The sequence below is a fragment of the Arthrobacter sp. P1_B4 genome (assembly GCF_056406555.1).
On sequence record NZ_JBFTZW010000128.1, the window covers coordinates 1 to 6,242 of the forward strand.

General features: G+C 68.6%; 7 protein-coding genes. 5 read left to right on the top strand and 2 right to left on the bottom strand.

All coding sequences use genetic code 11. The annotated features are described in order from the left end of the window. The first annotated feature begins 142 nt into the window (after positions 1-142). The gene (locus tag AC1D1W_RS19345) at positions 143-739 is read left to right on the top strand and encodes a hypothetical protein (RefSeq protein WP_476944546.1); all 597 of its coding nucleotides are present in this window, start codon (positions 143-145) and stop codon (positions 737-739) included. Positions 740-813: 74 nt separating this feature from the next. Here the strand turns inward: AC1D1W_RS19345 and ypfJ are convergent, their stop codons facing one another. Continuing rightward, positions 814-1,701: a KPN_02809 family neutral zinc metallopeptidase gene (gene ypfJ, locus AC1D1W_RS19350; RefSeq protein WP_459384799.1), complete on the bottom strand. Its 888-nt coding sequence runs from the start codon at positions 1,699-1,701 to the stop codon at positions 814-816. A gap of 58 nt (positions 1,702-1,759) precedes the next feature. Between ypfJ and AC1D1W_RS19355 the strand changes: the two genes are divergently transcribed. After that, entirely contained in the window at positions 1,760-3,172 is a 1,413-nt protein-coding gene (locus AC1D1W_RS19355) for a class I adenylate-forming enzyme family protein (protein WP_476944547.1), read from the top strand. A 79-nt stretch (positions 3,173-3,251) separates the two neighbouring features. Next, positions 3,252-4,442 carry a thiolase family protein gene (locus tag AC1D1W_RS19360; RefSeq protein WP_476944550.1) on the top strand — a complete coding sequence of 397 codons (1,191 nt, stop codon included), beginning with the start codon at positions 3,252-3,254 and terminating at the stop codon, positions 4,440-4,442. 177 nt (positions 4,443-4,619) lie between these two features. Here AC1D1W_RS19360 and AC1D1W_RS19365 read toward each other — a convergent pair whose 3' ends face one another. Continuing rightward, positions 4,620-5,423 (bottom strand): IclR family transcriptional regulator, encoded by an 804-nt coding sequence (locus AC1D1W_RS19365; protein WP_476855923.1) that lies wholly within the window; start codon positions 5,421-5,423, stop codon positions 4,620-4,622. Between the two features lie 121 nt (positions 5,424-5,544). Here AC1D1W_RS19365 and AC1D1W_RS19370 point away from each other — a divergent pair, with 121 nt between their 5' ends. Next, the gene (locus tag AC1D1W_RS19370) at positions 5,545-6,048 is read left to right on the top strand and encodes a tripartite tricarboxylate transporter TctB family protein (protein WP_476944548.1); all 504 of its coding nucleotides are present in this window, start codon (positions 5,545-5,547) and stop codon (positions 6,046-6,048) included. A 2-nt stretch (positions 6,049-6,050) separates the two neighbouring features. Next, on the top strand, positions 6,051-6,242 hold a 192-nt coding region (locus AC1D1W_RS19375; RefSeq protein WP_476944549.1), incomplete at its 3' end, for a tripartite tricarboxylate transporter permease.

A 6,242-nucleotide genomic window follows, 5' to 3' on the forward strand; every position in this document is an offset into this window, starting at 1 on the left:
GGGCCGCCGTCGTTATTTCTCTCCGTCATTTCCTTCCGGCATTCCCGCCGCCGTTCCCATATCGTCCCGGCGGTGGTCTGATAAAGACAACGGGTCCACGCGCTTCGGGCCGGGCACGCCGTCGAACAGGAGGCACACGGGAATGGATGCCACGCCACCGCCGCGGCCCTCCGATGCCGGCAAGGACTTCGTGGTTGTCGAGGACAGCGGCGACTTCTCCTACTACCGGTCCCGGGAAGCCCTGCTGGCCGACTTCGAATATGTCGGCGAAGCTCCGTGCATCATGGACCGCAGCGCCGCCACGTTCCGCCTGGAGCTGGACGAGAACCGCCGCCTGCGCATGGGACCGCCCCTGGGATCGGTGGAGTTCCACTGGCTGCGCCAGGCCCTCGCCGAGGCGCGTGACGTGCATCCCGAGTCCCACCGGCTGCAGCGGGTTGACCCCGCCGGGCTCGCCGGGCTCGTGGCCGGACTGTTCGAGACGCTGCAGCTGGAACGCGGAACCGATGCTGAGCTGGGGCTTTGGAGCCTGGACATCGACGGTCTGGCGACGCGGCGCAATGCGCTGGCCGACGTCGACCGCCTCCTGGCCGGAAACGACCGCCTGGAGTCGGTACTGGTGACCGACCCCTTCGGGCACCAGTACCGGCCCGTGTGGCACGCGAAGCACCGGCACCTGGGCCACGCCGGATTCCTCAGCTATGTCGAGGTCCCGGTCCGGCGCCGGCCGCGCGGGTGAGGCCTCGGGTGTAGGCCAGAGAGTCGGGACCAGAGGGCTGGGACCAGGGGGGCTGGGACCGGGGGGTGGTGGGGCTAAGGCGTTGCCACCGCGAATGTGTCGCACTTGTTGATGTCCCCGGTGGTGTACCCCTGGTAGAACCACTTCTGCCGCTGGGCACTTGATCCGTGGGTCCACGCCTCCGGTGAGACGCGGCCCGTGGCGGCTTTCTGGATACGGTCATCACCGACGGCCGAGGCCGCCGACAGAGCGTCCTTCACGTCCTGGTCAGTGAAGGGGTCGAGATAGGGCTGGCCGGTCTTGGGATCCGCCTGCGTTGTTGCATAGTGGGCCCACAGCCCCGCGTAGCAGTCGGCCTGGAGCTCAACCCGGACACCCCCGGAACCGGGGCCCTGCGGATCCTGTTGCGCCCGGTCGAGGTCGCCAAGCAGGTTCTGGACGTGGTGGCCGAATTCGTGGGCAACCACATATTCCTGCGCCAGGGGGCCTCCGGAGGAGCCAAACCGGTCCACCAACTCCTGGAAGAAGCCAGGATCGAAGTACGCCGTGGTGTCGACGGGGCAGTAGAACGGCCCCACGTCCGAGGTGGCGGCGCCGCAGCCGGTGTTGGTTCCGCCGGTGAAGATCACCGCCTTCGGCCGCGGGTACTTAGTGTTGTACTGGGCCAGGTAGGCCGGCCAGAAGGCGTTCAGACTGTTGACCGTTCCGGTGATCCTGCAGTCGAGGCGGGCGTCGGCGTCGGCGCCGGTCTGGCAGGCGGGGGCAGAGCCCTGGCTCTGCGTCTGGGGCTCCTGGACGGTGCCGGCCAGACCCTCGAGAAGCTGGGGATTGATGCCAAAGAGGGCTGCCAGCAGGAGGATGATGCCGCCGCCGATCCCGCCGCCGATCATCGGGCCGCGGCCCATCCCGCGACGGTCCTGGACTTGTGACGGGTCCAGCGGGGCGTTGTCGTTAAAGCTCATGGAGTCACAATATCCCGCACACGCAGCCGCGGCGCCCGGCAACGCTAAAGTTGGTTCGATGCCTTTTCTCGACAGACTCCAGCGCTGGGCCGATGACCGTCCCGACGAGACAGCCGTCGTCATGGCCGGAGACCACCTCAGCTGGTCCGGCCTGCGGGACAAAGCGGCGGCCCTGGTGCCCTCGGCACCGGCCATCACCGTGCTGTCCGAACAAAATTCAACCCACTTCGCCGTAGCGTTCGCCGCGGCCGTCGCTGGTGAGCGGCAGTGCGCCGTGTTGGACCCGGCCTGGCCCCAGCAACTCCAGGACGGCATCACCGCCTGCATCGCCGGGTCGGAAACGCGTCCGGCGCGTGCAGTTCCCGGGCCGGGGACCGGGCTCGCCGACGGGCCGCCGGAGACCTCGTTCCTGGTCGGTCTGACGTCCGGCACCACCTCGGTGCCCAAAGCGTTCACCCGCTCGCGGCGGTCCTGGCAGGAATCCTTCGAGGCCTCCATTGAATTCTTCGCACTGACGCAGGACGACAAGTCCCTGGCTCCCGGACCGCTCGCGGCAAGCCTAAACCTCTATGCCCTCGCCGAATGCCTGTACGCCGGCGCCGAGTTCCACAGCCTGGACCACTTCGATGTCGGCGCCGCCCACGCGGCCGTCAGCCACGACGGCATCACCCGCCTGGTCCTGGTGCCCACCATGCTCCGGCTGCTCAGCGAGCGGGGCCTGGCCGGCGGTGTCGATGCCTCCGGCATCCGCAGCATCATCTGCGCCGGTTCCAAGCTGGACGCCCGGACGCTGGAGGCGGCCCGGCGCTGGGCCCCCAACGCGACCATTTTCGAGTACTACGGCGCCTCCGAGCTTAGCTTCGTCTCGGGCGCCGGGTTGCGTCCGGGCGAGCCCGTCGAGCCTGGCGGGACCGGCGTCGGAAAGCCCTTTCCCGGCGTCGAAATCCGCATCCTCGACGACGACGGCGCCGAACTCCAGGACGGCAGCGACGGCAACATCTGCGTCCGCAGCGGCATGGTCAGCAACGGCTACCTGTGGGGTGACGACGGCCAGGCGCTGCGCTGTTTCGACGGCTGGTACACCGTGGGGGACCAGGGCTACCTCTCCGACGGGACCCTGCACATGCTGGGCCGCCGCTCCGACATGATCATCACCGCCGGCACCAACGTCTACCCGCATGAGGTTGAGATGGCGCTGGCCTCCGTCCCGGGCGTCGCGGCGGCCGTGGCGGCCGGAATGCTTGACGATCTTCGCGGCCAGCGCGTCGTGGCCGGCGTCGTGCCCTCGCACGGAGCGGTCACCGCCACCCAGCTGCGGTCCGGGATCGACGATGTGCTGGCCCGGAACAAGCGCCCCCTGGAGTACTTCGTGCTGACGGAGCTGCCCCTGACGGACCGCGGCAAAATCAGCCGGCAGCTGCTGCTGGACTGGGTGGCGCGGAACGATCCCAGGATCCGGCGTCTTGGCTGAGCCGCGCGCGGGCAGCGGGCCGGCAGCACCCGGGCAGCCGCTCCGCGGAACGTCGTTCCCCCGGCGGTCTGTTCCCGGGCTGTCTTTCCCGGGGCTGCTGCCTGAGGACAGGCAGCCGGTCATCATCGCCGCGCGCCGGACGCCGCTGTGCCGCGCCAACGGGGCACTGAAGAAGCTCCGCGCCCACGAACTCCTGGCTCCGGTGCTCCGCAGCCTGCTCGCCGATGCCGGCGACGGCACCGGGGAATCCGTGACCGACGTCGTGATCGGCAACGCCGTGGGCGGCGGCGGAAACGTGGCCCGGCTCGCCGCGCTGGAGGCAGGCCTGCCGGTCACCGTCCCCGGCGTCACCGTGGACCGGCAATGCGGCTCCGGTCTGGACGCGATCGTCCTGGCCTCCCGGCTGGTCGCGGCGGGCGGCGGCGGCCTGTACCTCGCGGGCGGCGTCGAGAGCATCAGCACGGCTCCGCTCCGCGCCCACCGCAACGACGACGGCGGCCCGGACTTTTACAGCCGGGCCCAGTTCGCGCCGCTGAGCTTCGGCGATCCCGACATGGGGGTGGCGGCCGAAAACGTCGCCGCCCGCTTCGGCATCAGCCGGGAACGCCAGGACGCTTTCGCGCTCCGCAGCCACCAACGTGCCCTGGCAGCCGCGGCCGCCGGGACGTTCGACGCCGAAATCGTGCCCCTCGCCGCCGGCTCCGGCGAGTCCGCGGCAGCCGACGACGGGCCGCGGCCGAGTCTTGGCCCGGCCCTGATGGCCCGTTTTCCGCCCGTTTTTGCCAGCGGCGGCACGGTCACGGCCGGTAACTCCTGCTTCGACGCCGACGGTGCCGCCGCCGTCGTTGTCACGTCCATGGAGCGGGCCCGGCAGCTGGGCGCCGCCGACGGGCTGCTGGTCCTGGGAACCGACACTGCCGGAGTGGCGCCGCAGCTGCTGGGCATCGGCGCGGCCGCGGCGGCCGAACGGCTCCTGGCGGCGCACGGACTGAGTGCCGCGGACGTGGGCCTGGTGGAATTCAACGAGGCCTTCGCGGCCCAGACGCTCGCGTGCTTTGACCAGCTGGGAATCGACCCTGACCAGGCAAACCTCGACGGCGGCGCCCTGGCCCTCGGTCACGCCTATGGAGCCTCGGGCGCGGTACTGGTCACCCGGCTGCTCGCACAGGCCCGCAGGTCCCCGGAGCCGGGGCAGCTTGCCCTGGCGATGATCAGCATCGCAGGCGGCATGGGCACGGCCGCGCTGCTGGGGTACGCGCGCCTGACCTGACCCCGGGAGGGGGACATGCCCATTTTTGACCGCGCAGAGTGGACATATGGGCCATATGTCCACTGGCGGCGCGCAGGGGAGGGCATGCCCCTCTGCCGTCACCTAGGGGAAGGGACATGCCCATTCTTGGGCCCGAGGAGCGGGCACGTGTGTGGCGTGGCGGCGGTGAGGCCCCGCCTAGTAGACGGACCCTTCCAAGAGTTCTGAGAGCCGGCCGGCGGCGCGCCGGAGTTCAGGAACGCCGGCCTCGAGGCCGGCTTCGGTGGCTGACTCAACGGGGCTGGTTAGTGCCATGGACTCACTGGGGCGTCGGGTTCCGTTCGGCACAGCGACGGCGACCGACAGCACGCCGGTAGCACGCTCATCGGCCGAATACGCGTAATCGACGCCGGGCTCAGGCAGGCGTGCGCGGAGCTCGTCGGCAGTAAATGTACTCTCCTCATGGCCGGATGCGACGGCCGCGGCTACCACTTGCCCGAGTTCCGCATCGGAAACGGTGGCCAGCAGGATCTTCCCGGCCGCTCCGACGGTGAGGGGGAGACGCTTACCCAACGGCAGGTCATAGCGGAGGGGCGAGTCGCCGTCGACACGTGCGACGAGGATCCTTTCAAAGCCCAGCCTGGTGTACAGCGAGGCCGTGAGTCCCGTCTGGGAGGCCACCTGCTGGAGGATCGGCCGCGCGGCAACCACGAGGGGGTCGTTCTCCAGGTAGCTCCGGGCCGCGGGCAGGACCGCGGGGCCGATCCGGTAGGACTTGTCCGTCTGGCTGACCATGCCGAAATCCTGAAGGACCCGCAGGATCCGCAACGTCGTCGGCAGGCTCATGCCGCAGGTCCTGGCCAGGTCACTGAGGCGCTGGGGCCGCTCCGCACGCTGGAGTTCGGCGAAAACCTCCATCGACCTGGACAGGGAGCGCATGTTCCCGGCCTTGGGGCCGCCCTCTTCAGCGGAGCCGGCCGAATGTGTCGAAGTCACTGTCATTGTTTCATTCTATGTAACTGCATTGCGCTTGACAGCGTTTGTGTCTCCTGTCACTATTTCTTCAGACGAAATGTTCTTTCATTCTATGAAATAGAATATCGCGCAACGTAAGAAGGAAACGATGACAACGGAGTCACTACTGACTAAACCCGAGCGCGCCATCCGCGTCGCTCCGTCGGTGCTTGCGGGCATCGGCACGTTCACCGCCGTCGGCGTCTATGTTCTGGCCAGTTCGGTCGGCCTCGGCCTGTGGACGTCGTTGGGGCCAGGTCCCGGCCTGTTCCCGTTCGCCATGGGAGGGGTGCTGGTCGCGATGTCGGCGCTCTGGCTGGTCCAGGAGCTGCGCCGGCCGAGCGAGAGGGCCGAGGGGATCGACAGGGGTCTGGTGATCGCGGTCGTGGTCAGCCTTGTGCTCCTGGCGTCCGTCATGGATTTGCTGGGCTTTCAGCTGAGCATGTTCCTGTTCCTGCTCTATCACCTGAAACTGCGGGACCGCCGGACCTGGATGTCCTCCCTGATCATCGCCCTTGCCGGAAGCGTCGGCGCGTTCTATGCCTTCAACTACGGGCTGAACGTCGCACTCCCCGTCTCGGCATTCGCTCCGCTGAACCTGATCGGACTCTAGACGTGGACACACTCAACGAACTGCTCGGCGGCTTCGCAGCCGCCATGACCTGGCAAAATCTGATCTTCGCCTTCCTGGGCTGCCTGCTGGGCACCATCATTGGGGTCCTTCCCGGAGTTGGCCCGGTGGCCGGCGTAGCCCTGCTCATCCCGCTCACTTTGAACCTGGACCCCACCGGTTCGATCATCATGCTG

Excerpts from the sequence above, each read along its gene's own strand:
- AC1D1W_RS19355 (WP_476944547.1), top strand. The coding sequence starts at position 1,760 with ATGCCTTTTCTCGACAGACTCCAGCGCTGGGCCGATGACCGTCCCGAC.
- ypfJ (WP_459384799.1), bottom strand. The coding sequence starts at position 1,701 with ATGAGCTTTAACGACAACGCCCCGCTGGACCCGTCACAAGTCCAGGAC.
- AC1D1W_RS19370 (WP_476944548.1), top strand. The coding sequence starts at position 5,545 with ATGACAACGGAGTCACTACTGACTAAACCCGAGCGCGCCATCCGCGTC.
- AC1D1W_RS19345 (WP_476944546.1), top strand. The coding sequence starts at position 143 with ATGGATGCCACGCCACCGCCGCGGCCCTCCGATGCCGGCAAGGACTTC.
- AC1D1W_RS19365 (WP_476855923.1), bottom strand. The coding sequence starts at position 5,423 with ATGACAGTGACTTCGACACATTCGGCCGGCTCCGCTGAAGAGGGCGGC.